Raw genomic sequence first — 18,119 nt, 5'->3', positions numbered from 1 at the left:
ATTAATGATTATGATATTACAATCATTTCATTCATCAGAAACACCAAAAAATATATTGGTTATTGATGATAGTAAATTAAACAGGGCAATTGTAAAAAATACTTTATCAACCTACAACATTAATGTTTTTGAAGCATCAGATGGCATAGAAGGTCTTAATGCCTTAAAATTGAGACACTTTGATTTAATACTGGTTGATATTGTGATGCCAAATTTAGATGGTTTTGGTTTTCTTGAACAATTCAAAAAATATATAGGGAACGAATTTATTCCTGTCATTCTTATGACGGGCCTTGATGATCTTAATTCAAAGATTAAAGGATTAACGATTGGCGCTGATGATTTTTTGTTAAAACCACTTAACCCAAAAGAATTGATAGCACGGGTACAGTCTTTACTGAGATTAAAAAATGCTCATGATGAACTCTATGAAAAGAATCAATTAATTCAAAAAGAACTTGAATATGCAAAACGACTCCAACAATTCATCATTCCTAAAGATTTTTCATTCATATCATATCCATCTATCAGCGGACGATACCTCCCTATTGCTGATATTGGTGGAGATCTTTTTGATTGCTATAAAATCTCTGATTCAAAAGTTGGTATTCTCATTGCCGATGTTACTGGACACGGGATCCCTGCAGCTCTTGTCATGAGTATGGCAAAGATGACATTCAATATCTATGCGTATGAGATAACAAACACTCAGCAACTAATGGCAAAAATCAATGAAGAAATGCGTGGATTATTGTTAGATATGCAATATATTACTGCATTTTACATGCTTATTGATGTTGATAAAAAAACCATTTCTTTCACAAATGCTGGACATACACGACCATTGTACTATAGAAAAAATTCAGACAAAGTTATTGCCCTTGACACAAACGGGTTATTTTTAGGTATTCAGGATGATTCACTCTATGAGCAAAAGACCATCCACTTTGAACAGGGTGACAGGTGCATACTTTATACAGATGGCATAACTGAAATTAAAAATGCCAATAAAGAAGAATTTGGAGAAAATAGATTAGCAAAATTCTTAAAACAACACAATGAAAACCCGGAAGAATTTTGTGAACATCTTTTACAAACTCTTGAAAACTTCTCCCCACTGGAGGAGAGGAATGATGATATCGCTTTTGTGTATATAGATTTTTCATAAATTTTACAATAAGCTAAAACACGAAATGTTTTATAACACAGCTTCGCATCTACTTTTCTTGATTCTGTTTCAGGATATCGATGTTTCAATAGCAAGGGTATGCAACTGTAATATATTTGCTTTAACCCCATGGCAGGAAGAATACATACAATTACAAAAATATAATATCAGTATTTCATTTCATAAAGTGTCTTCAAAACATTATCCAATAACTATCACCACTGATAATAACAATATTTTCCTAGCAATAAAGGAATATATTCATAACAACACCTTTAGCATAGCATTACGAGTAAGCATGGTTACAAAAAAAATATTAAAAGTAACTTTTTCTGATGAAGTACCATCTGAAAACGCATCTTTGAAAATTCCACATGTTTCCATTACCGCTTCTTTTCATGATGATCCTACAAATAATGATGTACATTCTTTCACAATCTATGTCCCTTTAGAATTTTTTAAGCTTTTTAGAATAAAAGCTAATGACTTAACAAAGCAAGGTTTGATCAATGATATTGAATTACAATTTTTGCAGTTTTTTAGAGATCCCTATAACCTTTTCCCTTCTCTTGAAATTATTCTTGAAAGAATGGAAGACAATGAGTTACAAAAACTAATTTATTTCTTATTGAACGAAAATGTACTCACTCCTTATCATCTGTATCTATTAACACGTGCTTTTCCTCAACATGCATTAAAAATCAAATATAACATTTCCAGCAATCTTATATCAGATATAATGCATGTTGGACAAGTAGTTAAAAATATCAAGACCCGGGATTTGATTGAAGGGATATATGCTTTTGAAGAGATTCTCTATTTAAAACTGAGAAGTAAACAATACTTTAAGTATGGCAATTTTATAGACAAAATTAATAAGATTCTGCACTTTATAACAATACTGTCCACATTTCAGAAAAAAAATTTTGAAACCTGGTTTAATGAAATAGAAAATTCAGGATTGTTGTACACTATATTATCACATTGTACTGATAGTACTATCGCTTCAGCTTTTTCCAACCACACATTCCTATTACAAAAACTATCGCTGTACATCTCTTCAAGAAGATTACAAAGTATACATTCATATTTTAAAAATAAATTTAATTATATGGACACAATGGAAGCACAATATTCTCTAATACAACTTTATCTTTCACACATGTCACAAATAAATAAATTATATTCTATGCCATTTCACAAATTATATCCTAAATACATTAATTCTGATAGTATATATTATTTACTATTTGAACTTGGATGGTTTACCCTTGCAACAGCATTTAAACAACTACCAAAAAAGCTTGTTCACAATTGTACTCAGAAGCTACCCATAGGAGCACAATATTGCATTATGGATATGATTAATGGTGTACTAAACCCCAATTTACTACATGATGAGATGCAGATAAAAAAATCACAATACTTACTAATACAATCAATTATTAAGTTGTATTATCACGAAACTATACATCATGTGGAGTAGTTCCATGTTTTTTATCATGTAAATACTCAGCTATTTTTGTGACCGCTTCCTGTAATTCATCAAATTTTTCAACCGAAAGTGCAACACCTTTTTGTGTTGGCTTATACACAACTTCTCCACCATCGATTGTCTGATACCATATTCTTAAATTAATTAGTTCTTTTCCCTGGAATTCAGAAATTTCAACCCTTATAATTTCATTATTATTTTTCTTTATGTCTTTAATTATTACACCCATGGCTTACACCTTTTAGTATAGATTATTAACAAATAATACACATAAAATCATATTTTTCAACTATATATTTCTATTTATCCACATAATATTCACAGATTTTAATCATTTATACTCATATTATCCATAATTAAAAAATTTTTTATTGTCCCGATAATTTTTATGTATTAATTGGTTGCAAAAAAAAGTAATCATGCTTTATTAGAGCCAATTCAACATACTATCAACACCAAAAGATTTGAGCTACTAACCTTTTCATTACATGCTAAACGTATATTACGATATCAACAAAGTTATTAACAATTGTTGATAACTAGGTGGGTTATTAATATGACAGATCAAACAGTAACTATCTGGAATAAGGTATTAAATTCGGTTGAAACATATATTAATAAACAATCTTTCAATATGTGGTTCAAAAATACGGAACCAGTGGCATATAATGAAAATATCCTAGTTGTTAAAGTTCCAGATGATGTAGCAAAACGGCATATTTCTGACCATTATGCCTCACTAATTCACTCCATCATTAAGGAACAAACAGGCAAAGAAATAATGTGTGAGTTTGTTACTGGTAATGGCTTTAAGGAACAGCCAAAAAATTCTCCTATACTAGTTCCAAATGAAGATCAAAAAGAGACATTACAATTTCCTACTATATTAAATCCAAACTATACTTTTGAAAATTTTGTCATTGGTCCTAACAACCAGTTGGCACATGCAGCTGCAATATCTGTTTCAAAAGCTCCTGCAACACAATATAATCCTTTGTTTATTTATGGGGGCACTGGACTAGGTAAAACTCACCTTATGCAGGCCATAGGTCATAGGATTATTCAAGAACGGCCATACCTTAACGTATTGTATGTTCCTTGCGAGCAATTCATTAACGAATTTATACAGGCAATAAGAGCTAATACCTTATCAAGCTTTAAGATTAAATACAGGAATGTGGATATCCTGTTGATAGATGATATTCAGTTTATTGAAAAGAAAGAGCAAACTCAAGAAGAGTTTTTCCATACTTTTAATACACTACATAATAATAAAAAACAAATTGTAATTTCCAGTGATAGGCCTCCAAAAGAGCTTTCAACACTTGAAGAGAGGCTTAGAACCCGATTTGAGTGGGGAATGATTGTTGATATCCAGCTTCCAAACTTAGAAACCCGAGAGGCAATTCTGCGAAATAAAGCAGAGAAAATAAACATTGAGCTCTCCGATGAAGTATGCAACTATATAGCTCGTAGGATAAAATCAAGTATACGTGCGCTTGAAGCTGCATTGGTCAGGCTTAGCATGGTGTCAAGTATATATAATCAGCCTATAACTGTTCAATTAGCAAAAGATCATTGCAAAGATCTATTTGATGTTGACAGTAACAAAAAGATTACCGTACACGATATTATGGTAAAAGTGGCTTCTAAATTTGGAGTTACTGTTGAAGATATCATTTCAAAAAACAGACAAAGTAAAGTAGTGCAGCCACGTTTTATTGCAATGTATCTTTCTCGTAGATTAACAGAACTAACAACAATCGAGATAGGAAAAGAGTTTGGTGACAGAGATCACTCAACTGTACTCAATGCTATTAATAACATAGAAAAATCCATAGAAGAAGATATGGATTTTAAAGAAGTCATAGATGAACTAATCTCCGAATTGCGAAGTTAATATTGTGTTAGTAAATTGTTTAAAAGTATGTATAGTTATAAATTTTTTTTATTATATCTAACATCTATACGTTGCAGAGATGGGTTTTAAATAATTTACAATGATTGTTTTGATTATTATTAACAAAGTAAATTTTTTCCAAATGCTGAAAAGTTCAGGATTTTTTACAGTTATCAACAAAAATACTATCACTATTACTAACACTTATTTAAAATAAGTTTAAAATATAAATAGTAATAAAAGAAATGGTGGTGTGAACAATGAGAATTGAAGTAGACAAAATTCAAATGATCAAAGCAACAACAATAGCGGATTCTGTTGTGAGTGCAAAAAGTATTAATACAATACTCACGCAATGTCTTTTTAATGTGAATGGTGATAATCTTACAATTACTGGAACAGATAATGAGATAGGTATTAAAACACAGTTGGATGTTATTTCGGATGGTACATGTTCCTTTACAATAAATGGGAAACGTCTGGTGGGTTTATTAAAAGAGTTTCCTGATGGGGTGATAATACTTGAAGTAAATAACACAAATATATCAATTTCATCAAAATCAGGATTGGTAAAAGGGCAATATGTACTGGTTGGATCTTCTGCAGAAGAGTACCCTTCTATCACAGAATGTGATTTTAAAAATGCAATAGAAATAGAACAAAAAATATTCAAAGAAATGATAAGCAAAACTGTACATGCTGCTGCTCACGATACAGTAAAACCTATATTTAATGGTGTATATATTGTATCAGAAGATGAAAAGTCGATTACTGTTGTTGCAACCGATTCACGACGCTTATCTATGATCAAAAGAGATATTGCTGGTAATGATTTGATGAAAAAAGGTTTTATATTACCTCTTAAAACAGTTAACGAGCTTTTACGGCTTTTAGATGATAAGGGTGTATGTCTTTTAGCTTTTGATGATAGTAGGTGTTTTGTAAAAATAGGACCAACAGTGTTAGTATCCAGACTCATTGATGGTCAGTTTCCGGATTATAAACAGGTAATTCCTAAAGATTATTTATTAAAATCAGTAATTGAAGTAAAAAAATTAAGAGAAGCGCTCAATAGAATCAAAATTTTTACAAATGAACCTTCGTGGAGGATATTGCTGAAATTTTCACAGAATTCACTAAACATTGAAGCAAGTTACCCCGATCAGGGTGAAGGGCAGGAGGAAGTGTCTATTGAATCGGATAGTAAAGAATCAATAACAATAGGGATTAATGTACAGTTTTTACTGGATTTATTAAAGGAGATAGATTCTTTTTCAGTTGTAATGTGTATAACAGGAGTTATGAGTCCAGTATTAATATATCCCGAAGATGATATCAATTTCCGCTCAGTTATAATGCCAATACAGATACGCTCAATGTAAAATATATACTGCCCATAATGTATATACATAAATTAGTTCTAAAGACATTTAGAAATTATACAAATGAAGCTATTATCTTTTCACCTGGAATAAATGTAGTTTCAGGTGATAATGGCTCGGGTAAGACTAATATACTTGAAGCCATATATATAGCTTCAAATATAAAATCTTTCAGAAATTGTACTGATAAGGATATTGTTCAGTGGGGCAAAAAAGAATACTATATATCAGTAAATGTCAATAATGCTGATATTTCAAATATTGAGGTAGGTGCTAGTATTACAGAGGAGCAATCTGAAAAAAAAGTAAAGATAGATGGAAAAGAAATAAAGAAATTATCTGATTTTTATGGTAAATTTAATATAGTTGCTTTTTTCCCTGATGATACAGCAATAATAAGTGGTCCTCCAGATGTTATTCGCAGGTATTTTGATAGGCTTATATCAAATGTTGATAAGGAATATATTGAATTACTCACTTCATTCAAAAAAATATTAAGAAATCGCAATCATCTATTAAAAGAAAGTTCATTTAAAAGAGACATAATTAAACAGCTTGACATTTGGGATTCAATGTATTCTGATTGTGCCAGTGTTTTAATAGTGAAAAGGAAGCAGTATATTGAGCAATTTAATAACTATTTTAATGAGTTGTATAAAGAGCTTTCAGGATTAAATGACAATTTAGAAGTAAGATATTTTTCATCATTGAGTAACAAAGACCCTTTAAATATTAAGAATGAATTAATTAAAAGAAGAGATATTGATATGAAGGTTGGAACCACAACCGCCGGTCCACATCGGGATTCTTACGTAATATATGGAAGAGAAAATTTAATTTTTAAGTATTATACATCAACTGGCCAAAGGAGGTTAGCATCAATTGCAATGAGGCTTGCTGAAGTTAATGTAATATATGATGTTAAAAAAACAAAATCCGTCATACTTCTTGATGATGTATTATCAGAATTGGATGATGGCAGACGGAAAAAATTAGTACACAAACTTTTAGAGGGAAATAATCAGATTATCATTACGTGCGCAAGCAGTAATGATATAAATTTTATAGAAAATTATAAGCATATAAAGGTTGTAGATAATAGAGTGTGTGGATAATGAAGTTTAGATATAATGAAAAAAGGTATTCCCGAATTATTGCATGTGGTCAGATTATGAAGGATGTTGCTTCAGAGATTGGATTATCCCAGGGATTTGTTCTGGAGCATATACGGGATTTATGGAAAAATGTAGTTGGAGATATTATTGCAACTCATAGTTTTCCTTTGAAAATAGCTAATCACATATTGTATATTATTGTAGATCATCCTATATATGCAAATGAAATTACTTTATCGCAATCTATGATTATTAAACGGTTATCTGAATTATCTAGTTCAATTGCAATACATTCTTTAAAGTGCACTGTCAAAAAAAATCCATCAAGGAAAAGCAGCGATGTTTATTCACATCGGTGATAGAAAGAGTATTTCTGACAAGTACCTTATTGCAATTTTAAATTGTGAGACTGTGAAAAAGTCACCTGAAATTAATGCATGCTTTATAGAAAAAATAGGAAAAGAAGATAAAACAATGGCAGTATGTATGCATAGTATAATAACGACAAAGGTAAGTTCATACACTGTAATTAAACGTTATGGATATATAAATGATGTAATATGGAGTAAAAAGGTATGACAAGTTACAGAGCTGATAAAATTCAGGTTTTGGAAGGATTGGATGCCGTTCGAAAGCGGCCGGCAATGTATATAGGTTCAACTGATATTAATGGGCTTCATCATCTAGTATATGAGGTAGTTGATAACTCAATTGATGAAGCACTTGCAGGGTTTTGCGATACTATCAATGTTACAATTAACAAAGATAACTCAATTGAAGTTATAGATAATGGACGTGGCATTCCTGTTGATATTCATCCTGTGTACAAGACATCAGCATTGGAGATAGTTCTTACCAAATTACATTCTGGAGGAAAATTTGATAATCAAGCATACAAAGTATCGGGTGGTTTACATGGTGTGGGTATTTCTGTTGTGAATGCTCTCTCTGAATATATGGAAGTGGAAGTGTACAGGGATGGCAGGCGTTATTTTCAAAGCTACAAGCGAGGTGTCCCTACAGATAAGGTTAAGGATATAGGTGAAACAAAGAAAACAGGAACACGAGTGCTTTTTAAGCCGGATGGTGAAATATTTGAGGAAACTGAATTTCACTTTGAAACCCTGTCAAAACGTATGAGGGAACTTGCATTTCTTAATAGTGGTATAAAAATCACTTTAAAAGATTTAAGAGGTAAAGGTAAAGAACACACATTTTATTATAAAGGTGGAATTGTTTCTTTTGTTCAGAGCTTAACTGAAAATAAAACTTCCATCACTAAAAAAGTTATATATTTTCATGATAGCCGCAATAATGTTGATGTAGAAATAGCTCTAGATTATATCGATGCATATACAGAAACAGTATTTTGCTATGCCAATAATATTCATACAAAAGAAGGCGGAACTCATCTAATAGGATTTAAATCTGCATTGACTCGAGTATTGAATGATTTTTTAAAACGGGAAGGGTATGATAAAAAAATTTCCCAGCTTTCTGGAGATGATGTTAGGGAAGGTCTAGTAGCCATAGTAAGTGTTAAGATTCCAAATCCTCAGTTTGAGGGCCAGACTAAAATGAAATTGGGGAACAGTGAGGTTAAAGGAATTGTTGAATCAATTACCAACGAACACCTGACGCAGTTTTTTGAAGAGAATCCTCAGATAGTACGGAAAATTTTAGAAAAATGTATAGATACTGCTCGTGCTCGTATTGCAGCCAAAAAAGCACGTGACCTGACACGAAGGAAAAATGCACTTGAAAATGATTCGCTACCAGGTAAACTTGCAGATTGTAGCGAGCGTGATCCAGCACTATGCGAGCTGTATCTTGTTGAGGGCGATTCTGCAGGAGGTTCAGCAAAGCAGGGCAGGGACAGAAGATTCCAGGCTATTTTGCCTTTAAAAGGTAAAATACTTAATGTGGAAAAATCTCGCTTGGACAAAATTCTTTCCAATGATGAAATTAAAACCATCATCACTGCACTGGGAACAGGAATTGGCGAAAATGAATTTGATATCACAAAGTGTAGGTACCACAAAATTATTATCATGACAGATGCAGATGTTGATGGTTCGCATATTAGAACGTTGCTGTTAACTTTCTTTTTTAGATATATGCCTGAGATTATTACCAATGGTTATCTGTATATTGCTCAACCACCATTATATAATATTAAGTTGGGCAAGGAACAGTATTATGCATATAGTGACGAAGAACGGGATGCAATTCTTAAAACATTAGATAAGTCTAAAGTAACCATTCAAAGATATAAGGGTTTAGGTGAGATGAATCCCGAACAGTTGTGGGAAACAACGATGGATCCAGAGAAAAGAACCTTATTACAGGTGACACTGGAAGATGAGGTTGAGGCAGATGAGGTGTTTTCTATATTGATGGGTGATGCAGTGGAACCCAGAAGAAAATTTATAGAAGAGAATGCTCATATGGTAGAGAACCTAGATTTATAAAATACAGATTGTATATAATTTAATTTTTTTGAAAAAAGGTAACAGGCAGTGACTAAGAAACAGGATAACCCAAAAGAAAAAAGAGTTTATAATATTGAAATTGAAGAATCGATGAAACGCTCATACCTGGATTATGCGATGAGCGTCATTGTAGGGCGAGCACTTCCGGATGTACGTGATGGATTAAAGCCTGTACACAGACGAATTCTTCATGCAATGAATGAGCGTGCATGGCGAAGTGATAGGCCCTATGTAAAGTCAGCAAAGATAGTTGGTGAGGTTATAGGTAACTATCACCCGCATGGTGATGCGGCGGTGTATGATACACTAGTCAGAATGGCTCAGGACTTTTCTATGCGACTGCCATTAATTGATGGGCAGGGAAACTTTGGTTCAATTGATGGTGATCCACCTGCTGCATACCGATATACCGAAGCACGCCTTTCGGCACTTGCGCAGGAACTGCTCAAAGATATTGATAAAGATACGGTAGATTTTGTTTCTAACTTTGATGAAACAAGAAAAGAGCCGGTTGTTCTTCCAGCTGCGTTTCCAAACCTTCTGGTTAATGGCTCATCAGGTATTGCAGTTGGCATGGCCACAAATATTCCCCCTCACAATCTTTCTGAGGTGATTGATGCAATAGTATACATGATTGATAATCCTGATGCCACTGTGAAGCAGTTGATGAAATTTGTAAAAGGGCCGGATTTCCCAACAGGTGGCATTATTGTTGCCTCAGAAGAAATGATAAAGGCCTATGCAAAAGGAAAAGGCAGTATTGTTGTCAGAGGCAAGCTCCATATTGAAGAGCAAAAGAACAAATCACTCATAGTAGTGACCGAATTGCCCTATCAAGTCAATAAAGCTGCATTAATAGCCAAAATTGCAGAGCTGGTCAACAATAAGGTAATTGAAGGTATTAATGAGTTACGTGATGAATCAGACCGAAATGGGTTAAGAATAGTTATTGGATGTAGAAAAGATGCAGTCACAAACATTATTATTAATCAGCTTTATAAGCATACACAGTTGCAAACATCCTTTGGCATAAATTTATTAGCCCTGGTCAATAATCAACCTAAGCTTTTAGATTTAAAGGGGCTTATAGCTCACTATATTAGCCACAGGAAAATAGTTGTTACTCGCAGAACTCAGTATGAATTAGCAAAAGCAAAAGAAAGGGCACATATCCTTGAAGGGTTAAAAATAGCACTTGATAATATTGATGAGGTGATAGCAATAATCAGAGGTTCAAAGACCGTTGAAGAGGCTAATGAAAGGCTTATCAAGCGTTTTAAGCTCTCTGAAATTCAATCCAAAGCAATCCTTGATATGAGATTGCAACGGTTAACAAGTCTTGAAGTGAAGAAAGTTATTGATGAGTTAAAAGAATTGTTGAAACTGATTGATGAACTGACAGCGATCTTAAAAAGCGAGAAAAGAATATATGCGTTAGTTAAAGATGAACTTATTGCCATTAAAGAAAAATATCAAGATAAAAGAAGAACAGAGATTGTATATGAAGATACATCAGTAAGCTTTGAAGCTGAGGATTTGATTGCTGAAGAGGACATGGTCATTACAATTACTAATGATGGATTTATACGTCGTCTATCTGCTGATACATTCAAAAAACAGCGCCGTGGTGGCAAGGGTGTCATTGGGCTTTCATCCAAAAAAGAAGATTTTATTACCATGATGACTATCGCCTCAACTCATGATACGCTGTTATTGTTGTCAAATAAAGGTAAAATATTTGGCATGAAGGTATATGAGATACCTATTGCTTCAAAGAATACACGAGGAAAATCATTAAAAGGCATCATCAACCTTGCATCGGGTGAAACCATAACAGCAATCTGTTCAGTAAATGATTTTAGTGAAAACTTTTTATGCATGGTTACGCGTAATGGTATAATGAAAAAGACTGCGCTGGAAGAATTCAGCAATGTAAAAAAAGGTGGCATAATTGCAATTAATCTGCATAAAGATGATGAACTCGTTGATGTGAAGGTAGTGAAATCACAGGATGATGTGGTGATAGCAACCAAAAATGGACTGCTACTTAGGACAAATATTGCCAAGATGAGGGCTATGGGAAGAAATTCTTCTGGTATAATTGGAATGAGAGTTTCATCAGATGATCAGATAATTGCAATGGATGTTGTAAAACCAGATTCTGACCTTTGTGTGGTAACATCGCGTGGGTATGGTAAGAAGACACAATATTCACACTTTGCTACAAAGGGCAGAGGTGGGAAAGGAATGGCATATCTTAAGATAAGTGAAAAGAATGGGTATGCAGTAGGTGTCAGGTCCGTACATCCTGAAGATGAAGTCATTATTGCATCAAAAAAAGGAATGACAATTAGGCTAAAAGCAAAAGAGATATCATATCAGGGAAGAACAGCAGGCGGGGTTCTGTTGTTGCAACTTGATAAAGATGATGAGGTAACCGATTTTGCAGTTTTATATGAAGATAAAGAGTAAATAGTAACATAATAAAAAAACCCGCTTCTTAAAAGCGGGTTTTTTATTATGCTTTTACTCTTTTACAATATAGCTTTCTTTATATTTATCAATTGATTGTATTTCCTGTAGCATACTAATAGCTTTGTCTTCTTTCAAAATAGGACCTACTTTAACACGATAGTACGTTTTTCCTGATACATCCGCCTTATCGACATACGCATCATATTTCATTGTCTGAAGGCTTTTTGCCTCTTTTTGAGCTTTTGTTAATGTATTATATGATGCTATCTGTATAGACCATGATCGCTGGGATATATGCTTTAAATGTGTTTCATCGGTTTTTGCTACTTCAACTACTTTATTCTTTTTTATAGTTGCTTTGGCTTTAACATTCTTTTTTGGGACATTTTTTACAATGTTTTCTTTGTGCACAGTATCATGAATAACCTGCTCTGTTTGAGATTGGTTATTTTTAGACATAGTAGCATCTGCTATATCCTGTTTGGGATTTATATCAAGTTTGGTTGGTTCATCAACTTTAGGTGTCATATCCATCTTAGTAGTATTGTCTATTAATGGAAGATCTGGATTTTGGGTACTGTTAGTTATATCAATGCCCTTATCAAGCTGAGCCAGTGTATCACCTGGGATTTCAGGCATTACCAGAGCGTTATGGGAAACAACTTTATTTTCGCTGAAATTCATTCCTAAAAGAAAGGTTGTTACTATTATACCGATTAATACCGCACAGATCAGTATAATGCGGGGAACATCAAGATGAAGTAAAAAAACATTTTTTTCCCTGGTTACTGGTCTTTCATTGAAATCAAAGTTTTCCATAATTCTTCAACCTGCTTTTTAGTATTTTCTAATGATCCAGAATTATCTATGATATAATCGGCTAATTGCATCTTTTCTTTAAGAGAAATTTGATAATTAAGACGTGCCTTTATTTCGTCTTCACTTATTCCATCACGAATAACACCTCTTTTTATGACCTGATCGGTATTTGCAATTACGACGATATTTTTGTCCATGTATTTATAAAATTCTGTTTCGAACAGCAAAGGGGTGTTAATCATATAGATACTATTGCTGTTATTAGATCTTTGCATAACTTCATGGAATATTGCAGGATGGGTTATCGAATTGAGCATATCCACATTTTTTTTACAAGTAAATACCTTTTGAGCTAGATACCTTCTGTTTAGTGTCCCATCTTGATTGAGTATATCATCTCCAAATGTTTTTACTAGTGTATCAAGCACAGGACTTGGAGGGGTGACAATTTGGCGGGCAATAATGTCTGTATCAATAACTATCGCCCCTAATTGTTCAAACATGGAGCACACCGTGCCTTTTCCAGATGCATAAATGCCGGTTACACCTATTCTCATAGATTTGCCCCCTTGAGTAAAAGATGATGTATTTTCTGAATGTCAATTAAAGACCGAATATGTGATGCTTCTAAAATAGATGAAAAGATAGTTTCATCCTGTAGCATTGCATATACTGTGTGAATGTTAATGGTGCCAGATAGCTTTTGTAGTGGAAGTGGAATTTCTTTTTTGTGGTGTATGACTTGTGGTAGTGATAAAAAGTTTTTGATTGTAAGAGGCCTTGCGTTTTCAAGGGGTAATTGTGGATGTAAATGGAATATATGCACATTTTTAGGCAGAAGGTTATTTATAGCATTACGGTACTGGATGAATACTTTTCTTGAATATGTGCTGTGAGTAAGAGTACGTCGGGATGCATATATGATATAGTCCATATTTTTTGTTTCTAATGGGGTTATACGGCTATGCATGCACTGATAACGATACTGGTATTCTGTTGTACGGGCATAAGTGATAAAGCGTGGAAATGAAAAGTCGGCTCCAGTTATAGCTAAAGGATTGCATCCTGCAAAGAGTGCAAATGAAATTGCATCGCCAAGGACTGTTCCAGTTCGGCTATCGACAGAACCAATATGGTCAGGGTATAGTTCATCTATCAACTGGCATAGAGGGTGTGTGTTTAGTGAGAGAATAACAGGTGAAGAAAAAATCATCGGATGTGCAGTAGGCGTTGAGATAATATATGAGTTAGTGTGTGTGGAAAAAAAATGAGCAAACACAACGGGCTGTGGGTCAATGGAAACAATATAATCAGGTATGATAGAATATGCATGCAAAGCTTTAAGTGCAGAGTCAACTGCTATGATAATAACATGATGTTGCATCGTGGCAAGATGCTCTGCAATTGCATCAAATGATGGACCGGGAGCAACGATGATGCAGGGCTTATCTTTATGTACATCTTTGCATTGCTGTACCGAAAAGCATTCTGGCAAACGTGAAAGGTTTATTAAAGCATTTTTGATATACCGATAGGCAAACATGGATGAAGTGAGATGGTTTGTGACGGATTTTTCTATAATTTGCTGTAAAGACCTTTTTATAGAGGAAAATAGTGATGGGAACGCATTGATTGAAGCAGGATGTTCAATGACTTGGATGCCTTTAGTAAAATTAAATTTTATTACATCATGTAACATACTAATGGTGTCATGATTAACATACACCAATTGTATAGAAGGGTTTTCAATGATTGATTGTATTTCAGGTGATATAGTGGCATTAGGTAAATAATTATGAATATCTATACAGATAATCTGCTTAAATAAATGTATAACCTGATGTAAATATGCAAGATGATACCCTAGACCAATTCCTAAAATAATGCACACATCATATTTTTCAGGATTGACAATATCCTGTAAATATGATGATTCTTTGCTGGGGTAATATTTGCTGTGAATATATCTAAATGAGTTGTCTTCACTTTTAACTCGAAGTGTATGATAGCCCTCTTTTGAGGGTTCTAAATAATATTCTATTGAATTCATAGTATTCATATATCAAATAAAGGTAATAGAATAGTAAAAAAGATTATGATAATGTCAAACATATTAGGAATATACTATGATAATTGATGCACATACACATATTTTTAACGATGAGATGGTACACAACAAGGAAAAGTATTGCGATGACAGGCAATTTTCTTTGCTGTATTATGGCAAAGCAAAGATTGCTAATGCTGAAATGCTGTTAGAATCAATGAATAATAATGCAGTTGATGCATCAGTGACTCTGGGCTTTACCTGGCAAAAAAAGGAATATGCAATTGAGCATAATGAGTACCTTGTAAAGATGCAACAGAAATATAAAGGAAAAGTATATGCATTTGGAGCGATAGCTCTTGAGAGCGATATATATGAACAGATAACATTAATCAAGGAAATGGGATTGTATGGCATTGGTGAGGTTGCTTTTTATGTAAGTGGCTTTAATGAAGAGGAGGAATTGTTATGTGGCCAAATTCTTGCAATAGCAGAGAAGGTTAAATTACCGGTGTGCCTACATGTAAATGAACCAGTTGGCCATTTCTATGCGGGAAAATATTATACTGATATGCGAAAGCTTTTTGCGCTACTTGCACAATATTCTAAAATACCGATTATCTGCTCACATTGGGGGGGTGGGCTTTTATTTTATGAACTAATGCCTGAAGTTAAACAATCGTTACGACATGTTTATTACGATACTGCCGCTACTCCGTTTCTATACCATCCGGATATATATAGTATAAGCATACAGGTATGTGGTAAAGAAAAAATTATTTTTGGAAGTGACTACCCGCTTCTTGGATATTCACGCTATGCACAACATTTTGAAAATCTTGGCAACAGTGCAGATCATATTTTGTATAAGAATGTGATACAACTGCTTGGTATACAGTAATGCTATTTTTTCATAATATTGAGGCGTTCTTTTCCAACTTGTGCCTTTAATTCGGGGTCGCTTTCAACTTTTTTTTCATATTCTTCATACTGTTGCAAAGTGATTCCATATTTTGCAACGATGGATTCTTTGGTTGATTGCTGCATATCACTGTCAAGAATCTCATTTTGTATTGTCACAAAAAGTTTTGGTGTTATTGTAGTTTTTTTGCAACCAGTTATAATAAGAGCTATCGCTACCATTATTGTTACTATATACCTGAACATAGTGCCTCCAGAAATATTTTTTTACTGTACAGTGTGTGATATTTTAATGAATATTAATAATAAAGTATAATAAAGTCAAGAAATAATATAGTAATTACTTTGTTATAAGGGGTGGATATGATAGCTATAAGGAATTTATCTGATTTGACTGCAAAAGACCGTACTAAGTTGTTTCAGCGTTTTGGCCAGGATTTTACGGGCATAATGGTTAATAAGGTTATCCCGATTATACAAAAGGTGAGAGATGAAGGTGATGCTGCTGTTATTGAATATACACGACAATTTGACAAGGTTGAATTGACCCAGGTGTGTGCAACAGAAAAGGAAATTGTAAATGCATATAACAATACTGATAAGGTTGTGATTAAATCATTTGAAAAAGCTATAGAAAATATATACGAATTCCATTTACACCAGAGAAGAGATTCGTTCATTTATACACGGGAAGATGGTACTACTCTGGGGATGCTGTATCAGCCAATTGAAAGCGCTGCAGTGTATGTGCCTGGGGGGAAAGCATCATATCCTTCGTCGGTGTTAATGGGTGTAATCCCGGCACAGATTGCAGGGTGCAAACATATTTCAATTATTACACCTCCATCAAAAGATGGTTCGATAGCTCCGTATATTGGTGCAATGGCTCATATTCTTGGTATTACCACAATAATCAAATCCGGTGGGGCACATGGTATTGCTGCTGCTGCATATGGTACTCAATCCGTTCCAAAAGCAGAGATTATTGTTGGGCCAGGCAATATTTATGTAACTGCTGCAAAAGCATATCTTTTCAGTCAGGGGATTATACAGATTGATTCACTTGCGGGACCAAGTGAGGTATTAATTATTGCTGATGACAGTGCACATCCTCACTGGGTAGCATGGGATTTGTTATCACAAGCAGAGCATGAGGAGATGGCAATAGCCATTTTAGTAACAACATCACAAAAGCTTGCGAAAAAAGTGAATGAGTATATCGAAGAAGATATAAACTCAGGAAGAGGAAGGCATGAAATAAAGAAAAAGGCATTACACAATGCACACATTATTATTGTATCTTCAATTGAAGAGGCAATAGAGTTTTCAAATAACTATGGGCCTGAACATATGGAACTTATGGTGGAAAACCCATTGCAATATTTAACTAAAATTAAAAATGTAGGCTCACTATTTTTAGGTGGATATGCACCTGTTGCAGTAGGTGATTATTTTTCAGGGACCAATCATGTGCTTCCTACAGGTGGTGCTGCACGATTTTCGTCAGGGCTGGGTGTTGAAACATTTATGCGCCGCACCTCATTTCAGTATCTGACGCCTTCAGCACTAAAAGAAGCAGTGGACCATGTATCGCGTATGTCTAGTGTTGAAGGATTTGATGATAAGCATGGAGATTCATTGAGAATTAGGTTTAAGTAATATTATATAATTGTTACTTTTATCCGTAAATACTTAATGGTTAAATCGGTAAAAGTGTCAGGGCGGTATTTCCGTAAGTCAACGGTGAGTATTGTTGTATGAATAATATCTTCAGGCAGGGCAATTTCAAATGTTGAAGCGCTTGATATCCGTCCAATCCCGTTACACACGTAGCAATCGCGGTGTTGCCCGTTACATAGGGGGCACAGTATTCTGGAAGGCAACTGCACCAACGCAATTGCTCCTTTTGCTATTTCCTGTTGTGTGCAGACTATCTCAATATCGTGGTCAAATTCATGCACAATGTCCTTACGGCGCATCTTTTTTGGTAAAAACTCTTTTTTCAATAAGTCCTTAAGCGAAATAGAATACCTGATGCGTTTTTGGGGTATGTAATGCTTATCTGGTTTTGATGCATATTTCAGAAATGTGGCATCATAGTGTGCTCGTTCCCTGTCATCCATGAGGATTCGGTAAGCTTCAATTATCTTTTGCAATTCTATAGTAAATCGTTCTGAACTAAACCCGGTACTATCTGGGTGAAGGGTTTTGACTTTAGTACAAAAAGCTTTGCGTATCTCTTCCTTTGTTGATTGAGGAGAGATTTCTAAAATCTCATAGAGATTATCCCGATATTTCATATCCC

Annotated in this window: 16 protein-coding genes; 10 read left to right on the top strand and 6 right to left on the bottom strand. The window is 34.0% G+C overall.

Annotation, left to right across the window (positions count from 1 at the left end; translation table 11 throughout):
• Positions 1–4: 4 nt before the first annotated feature.
• Both N3F66_00310 and N3F66_00305 read left to right on the top strand, forming a co-directional pair.
• Complete coding sequence (locus N3F66_00310; protein ID MCX8122589.1) at positions 5–1,168, top strand: fused response regulator/phosphatase; 1,164 nt, start codon at positions 5–7, stop codon at positions 1,166–1,168.
• A 25-nt stretch (positions 1,169–1,193) separates the two neighbouring features.
• Positions 1,194–2,654 carry a hypothetical protein gene (locus tag N3F66_00305; protein ID MCX8122588.1) on the top strand — a complete coding sequence of 487 codons (1,461 nt, stop codon included), beginning with the start codon at positions 1,194–1,196 and terminating at the stop codon, positions 2,652–2,654.
• Here N3F66_00305 and N3F66_00300 read toward each other — a convergent pair.
• Complete coding sequence (locus N3F66_00300) at positions 2,635–2,892, bottom strand: transcriptional coactivator p15/PC4 family protein (GenBank protein ID MCX8122587.1); 258 nt, start codon at positions 2,890–2,892, stop codon at positions 2,635–2,637. The two genes, N3F66_00305 and N3F66_00300, sit on opposite strands and share 20 nt — an antisense overlap.
• 327 nt (positions 2,893–3,219) lie before the next feature.
• Between N3F66_00300 and dnaA the strand changes: the two genes are divergently transcribed.
• The 6 genes from dnaA to gyrA all read left to right on the top strand — a co-directional run bounded on the left by dnaA (position 3,220) and on the right by gyrA (position 12,024).
• The gene (gene dnaA, locus N3F66_00295) at positions 3,220–4,563 is read left to right on the top strand and encodes a chromosomal replication initiator protein DnaA (GenBank protein MCX8122586.1); all 1,344 of its coding nucleotides are present in this window, start codon (positions 3,220–3,222) and stop codon (positions 4,561–4,563) included.
• Between the two features lie 260 nt (positions 4,564–4,823).
• Positions 4,824–5,945: a DNA polymerase III subunit beta gene (dnaN, locus tag N3F66_00290; protein MCX8122585.1), complete on the top strand. Its 1,122-nt coding sequence runs from the start codon at positions 4,824–4,826 to the stop codon at positions 5,943–5,945.
• 17 nt (positions 5,946–5,962) lie between these two features.
• Positions 5,963–7,060: a DNA replication and repair protein RecF gene (recF, locus tag N3F66_00285; protein MCX8122584.1), complete on the top strand. Its 1,098-nt coding sequence runs from the start codon at positions 5,963–5,965 to the stop codon at positions 7,058–7,060.
• Positions 7,060–7,419, top strand: a complete 360-nt coding sequence (locus N3F66_00280) for a DUF721 domain-containing protein (protein MCX8122583.1) — start codon at positions 7,060–7,062, stop codon at positions 7,417–7,419. Before recF ends, N3F66_00280 begins: the two co-directional genes overlap by 1 nt.
• A gap of 216 nt (positions 7,420–7,635) precedes the next feature.
• Positions 7,636–9,531, top strand: a complete 1,896-nt coding sequence (gene gyrB, locus N3F66_00275) for a DNA topoisomerase (ATP-hydrolyzing) subunit B (protein ID MCX8122582.1) — start codon at positions 7,636–7,638, stop codon at positions 9,529–9,531.
• Positions 9,532–9,579: 48 nt separating this feature from the next.
• Positions 9,580–12,024 (top strand): DNA gyrase subunit A, encoded by a 2,445-nt coding sequence (gyrA, locus tag N3F66_00270; protein MCX8122581.1) that lies wholly within the window; start codon positions 9,580–9,582, stop codon positions 12,022–12,024.
• Positions 12,025–12,078: 54 nt separating this feature from the next.
• Here the strand turns inward: gyrA and N3F66_00265 are convergent, their stop codons facing one another.
• From N3F66_00265 to N3F66_00255, 3 genes are read right to left on the bottom strand one after another with little or no spacing between them, the layout of a single operon-like run.
• Complete coding sequence (locus tag N3F66_00265; protein ID MCX8122580.1) at positions 12,079–12,846, bottom strand: SPOR domain-containing protein; 768 nt, start codon at positions 12,844–12,846, stop codon at positions 12,079–12,081.
• The gene (gene coaE / locus N3F66_00260) at positions 12,813–13,403 is read right to left on the bottom strand and encodes a dephospho-CoA kinase (protein MCX8122579.1); all 591 of its coding nucleotides are present in this window, start codon (positions 13,401–13,403) and stop codon (positions 12,813–12,815) included. The genes N3F66_00265 and coaE overlap by 34 nt, the downstream gene beginning before the upstream one ends.
• On the bottom strand, positions 13,400–14,896 hold the full coding sequence (locus N3F66_00255) for a DUF115 domain-containing protein (protein MCX8122578.1): 1,497 nt from the start codon (positions 14,894–14,896) through the stop codon (positions 13,400–13,402). The genes coaE and N3F66_00255 overlap by 4 nt, the downstream gene beginning before the upstream one ends.
• A 76-nt stretch (positions 14,897–14,972) precedes the next feature.
• Between N3F66_00255 and N3F66_00250 the strand changes: the two genes are divergently transcribed.
• Entirely contained in the window at positions 14,973–15,794 is an 822-nt protein-coding gene (locus tag N3F66_00250; protein MCX8122577.1) for an amidohydrolase family protein, read from the top strand.
• Positions 15,795–15,796: 2 nt separating this feature from the next.
• On the opposite strand, the gene N3F66_00245 is transcribed toward N3F66_00250, so the two are convergent.
• Positions 15,797–16,060, bottom strand: a complete 264-nt coding sequence (locus N3F66_00245) for a DUF4168 domain-containing protein (protein ID MCX8122576.1) — start codon at positions 16,058–16,060, stop codon at positions 15,797–15,799.
• A gap of 117 nt (positions 16,061–16,177) precedes the next feature.
• Between N3F66_00245 and hisD the strand changes: the two genes are divergently transcribed.
• Entirely contained in the window at positions 16,178–17,473 is a 1,296-nt protein-coding gene (hisD, locus tag N3F66_00240) for a histidinol dehydrogenase (GenBank protein ID MCX8122575.1), read from the top strand.
• Positions 17,474–17,475: 2 nt separating this feature from the next.
• Here hisD and N3F66_00235 read toward each other — a convergent pair whose 3' ends face one another.
• Positions 17,476–18,114 (bottom strand): DnaJ domain-containing protein, encoded by a 639-nt coding sequence (locus N3F66_00235; protein MCX8122574.1) that lies wholly within the window; start codon positions 18,112–18,114, stop codon positions 17,476–17,478.
• Positions 18,115–18,119 lie beyond the last annotated feature (5 nt).

This window comes from Spirochaetota bacterium (genome assembly GCA_026414805.1).
Classification (GTDB): domain Bacteria; phylum Spirochaetota; class UBA4802; order UBA4802; family UB4802; genus UBA4802.
Note: the sequence above shows the minus strand (reverse complement) of the source record. Positions and strands in the feature narration are given on the sequence as shown.

Bases quoted from the DNA above. Each gene is read 5' to 3' on its own strand.
- N3F66_00310 (MCX8122589.1), top strand. From the start codon at position 5: ATGATTATGATATTACAATCATTTCATTCATCAGAAACACCAAAAAAT.
- N3F66_00305 (MCX8122588.1), top strand. From the start codon at position 1,194: ATGTTTTATAACACAGCTTCGCATCTACTTTTCTTGATTCTGTTTCAG.
- N3F66_00300 (MCX8122587.1), bottom strand. From the start codon at position 2,892: ATGGGTGTAATAATTAAAGACATAAAGAAAAATAATAATGAAATTATA.
- dnaA (MCX8122586.1), top strand. From the start codon at position 3,220: ATGACAGATCAAACAGTAACTATCTGGAATAAGGTATTAAATTCGGTT.
- dnaN (MCX8122585.1), top strand. From the start codon at position 4,824: ATGAGAATTGAAGTAGACAAAATTCAAATGATCAAAGCAACAACAATA.
- recF (MCX8122584.1), top strand. From the start codon at position 5,963: ATGTATATACATAAATTAGTTCTAAAGACATTTAGAAATTATACAAAT.
- N3F66_00280 (MCX8122583.1), top strand. From the start codon at position 7,060: ATGAAGTTTAGATATAATGAAAAAAGGTATTCCCGAATTATTGCATGT.
- gyrB (MCX8122582.1), top strand. From the start codon at position 7,636: ATGACAAGTTACAGAGCTGATAAAATTCAGGTTTTGGAAGGATTGGAT.
- N3F66_00265 (MCX8122580.1), bottom strand. From the start codon at position 12,846: ATGGAAAACTTTGATTTCAATGAAAGACCAGTAACCAGGGAAAAAAAT.
- coaE (MCX8122579.1), bottom strand. From the start codon at position 13,403: ATGAGAATAGGTGTAACCGGCATTTATGCATCTGGAAAAGGCACGGTG.
- N3F66_00255 (MCX8122578.1), bottom strand. From the start codon at position 14,896: ATGAATTCAATAGAATATTATTTAGAACCCTCAAAAGAGGGCTATCAT.
- N3F66_00250 (MCX8122577.1), top strand. From the start codon at position 14,973: ATGATAATTGATGCACATACACATATTTTTAACGATGAGATGGTACAC.
- N3F66_00245 (MCX8122576.1), bottom strand. From the start codon at position 16,060: ATGTTCAGGTATATAGTAACAATAATGGTAGCGATAGCTCTTATTATA.
- hisD (MCX8122575.1), top strand. From the start codon at position 16,178: ATGATAGCTATAAGGAATTTATCTGATTTGACTGCAAAAGACCGTACT.
- N3F66_00235 (MCX8122574.1), bottom strand. From the start codon at position 18,114: ATGAAATATCGGGATAATCTCTATGAGATTTTAGAAATCTCTCCTCAA.